2 protein-coding genes are annotated in these 2,341 nt (G+C 60.1%); one reads left to right on the forward strand and one right to left on the reverse strand.

Annotated elements, in window-relative coordinates; translation table 11 throughout:
* A partial coding sequence (locus AB5Y92_RS09035; RefSeq protein WP_368226536.1) for an ABC transporter substrate-binding protein occupies positions 1 to 1,407 on the reverse strand: 1,407 nt, incomplete at its 3' end.
* Between the two features lie 430 nt (positions 1,408 to 1,837).
* Between AB5Y92_RS09035 and AB5Y92_RS09040 the strand changes: the two genes are divergently transcribed.
* Positions 1,838 to 2,341 (forward strand): lipoate--protein ligase (locus AB5Y92_RS09040; protein ID WP_368226538.1); only part of this gene is annotated, 504 nt, incomplete at its 3' end.

The following is a 2,341-nucleotide window of genomic DNA, read 5'->3' on the forward strand; positions in this document are numbered from 1 at the left end:
ATCCTTGTGGCGCAACTGGGTGCGAATGACCCGGCGGGTCTGGTCATGCTCTCCCCGCTGCCATGCCTCCAGAGTGGCGGAGATCTCCTCGCGCAGCTGTTTCCTTGAGGCATCCGGCAGCAGCTGTTTGAGGGGCAGGGCAAACAGCTCGGGGGCCTCGTAGCCGCTCAGGGGGGCGATGGCCGGGCTGACATAGCGAAAGCGCAAGCTGGCGGCATCCATGGTCCAGATCACATCGGCACTGTTCTCCGCCACGAAGCGATAGTGCTGTTCGCTCTGGGCCAGTTCACGGGTCAGCCGCTGGCGATCCCGCGCCTCCTCGCGCAGGCGCAGATAGAGGTGCAAGAAGATGCCGAGCAGGGTCATCAGGGTAAAGGTGATGAGCATGGCCACCGCCACGCTCTTGTCGAGCAGCAGCCGTTGCTGGCGCAGCCGCTCCTGCGCCGGGTCGTAGATAAAGCGGTCGAGGTTGGGCAATACCGTGAGCATGCCCGCCTCCAGATAGGTTTTGGCGATCTGCAGCCAGCGCTCCTGCTGCATGTAGCCAGGTTCGATCAGATCCGGCTGCATCAGAGCTCTGGTTTCGCGAGCCTCGAACTCCAGCTGTTCACGGCCAGCCCCGGTCGGGTACTGCTCCATGATGAGGTTGATCATCTCGTCGGGGTGGTCCATCGCATAGCGCCACCCCTTGAGGCTGGCCTGCTGGAAGGCGTAGACCCGATCCTGTCGGGTGATCAGCTCCCGCTCGGAGGTAAACAGGTTGTCGCCGTAGAAGTCAAAGTCGATGGTGCGCGGACTGAAGACCCGATAGGGGATGCCTCTTTGCTGCAGATAGAAGGGCTCGGTAGTGCTGTAGGCGCTGATGGCATCCACCTTGCCCGCCAGCAGTGCCTGTATCCCCTGTTTGTAGGGAAGGGTGACCCAGTCGCGGCTGCGGGTCTGGTGAGAAAGGTAGGTCAGCAGCTCGTTGGAGCCCGGCTCCAGCATCAGTCGCTTGTTGGCCAGATCGGCCGGGTTGCGAATATCTGGCCTATCCAGCGTGAGCAGGATCAGCGGCGAGTGCTGCAGCAGGGCGGCGAGCACCACCACCGGACGACCGGCAGCCCGATCCAGCAGCAGATCACTGCCGCTGATGCCAAAATGGGCCTTTCCCGAGATTACCTCGCTGACCACATCGGTGCGGGAGTCCGCTTCGCGCAGGGTGACATGCAGACCGGCCTCCCGATAAAACCCTTTGGCGATGGCCGCGTAGTAACCGGCAAACTGGAACTGGTGTTGCCACGGCAACTGGACGATGACCTGCTCGCCGGCTCGCACGGGGGGAGAGGTCAGGGTCGCGATGACCATACCGACCAGCATTGGCAGAAACCAGCTGAGGGGCTGGCGGGAGGCTGCGTTCTCCGTCATACAACGTTTCTCTCGGGAGCGGTGTCTAGGCTAGATTCAAGCAATTTTGTGTAACCTGCAAGGGGAGAAAAGGCGTTTGCAATGGGGTATAGGGGGGTTGGAAAGTCATTTTTGTGTCGTTCATCACACGGGATGGATACATGCCGCTTTTTTGCAAGTTATGTGACCAATAAGAGAGTCATATGGCCTATCGAAGTGGTCGCATTCTAGCCACTTTTTCCCGTTTTTATCGTTATCATTGTGGCTAAACTGCATTTTTTCCGTGGTTGCACGTCAAGCTGTGTCGTTATATCAATAGATACTTTTAGGGGGCGGTCAGGTGTGACGCAAATGTGTTGCGGCTGCTGCACACCGGTTAATGTGCGACAGCTCAGTGATGGTACCCCGTCAGTGTTATCATGCTGCCCCCAGTTCCGGATAAGGTCTTTTTATGTCCCGCTTGCGTCTGCTTGTCTCCGATTCTCACGACCCCCTCTTCAACCTCGCCGTCGAGGAGTGCATCTTCCGCCAGATGGATCCCCGTCAACGGGTGCTGTTCCTTTGGCGCAACGCCAATACCGTGGTGATTGGCCGTGCCCAGAACCCGTGGAAGGAGTGCAACACCCGCCGGATGGAAGAGGACGGGGTGACGCTGGCTCGTCGCAGCAGCGGTGGTGGCGCCGTGTTTCACGACCTTGGCAACAGCTGCTTCACCTTCATGGCGGGCAAGCCGGAGTATGACAAGAGCGTCTCCACCGCCATCGTGCTGGACGGGCTCAAGCGATTGGGGATCGAGGCGTTTGCCTCCGGTCGCAACGATCTGCTGGTGGCGACCCTGGACGGGGAGCGCAAGGTATCGGGGTCGGCCTATCGGGAGACTCTGGATCGCGGGTTCCACCACGGCACTCTGCTGCTGGACGCCGATCTCGGCCTCCTTGCCAACTACCTCAACCCC

Source organism: Aeromonas sp. R1-1 (assembly GCF_040908495.1).
In the GTDB taxonomy this organism is placed as follows: Bacteria; Pseudomonadota; Gammaproteobacteria; order Enterobacterales; family Aeromonadaceae; genus Aeromonas; species Aeromonas veronii.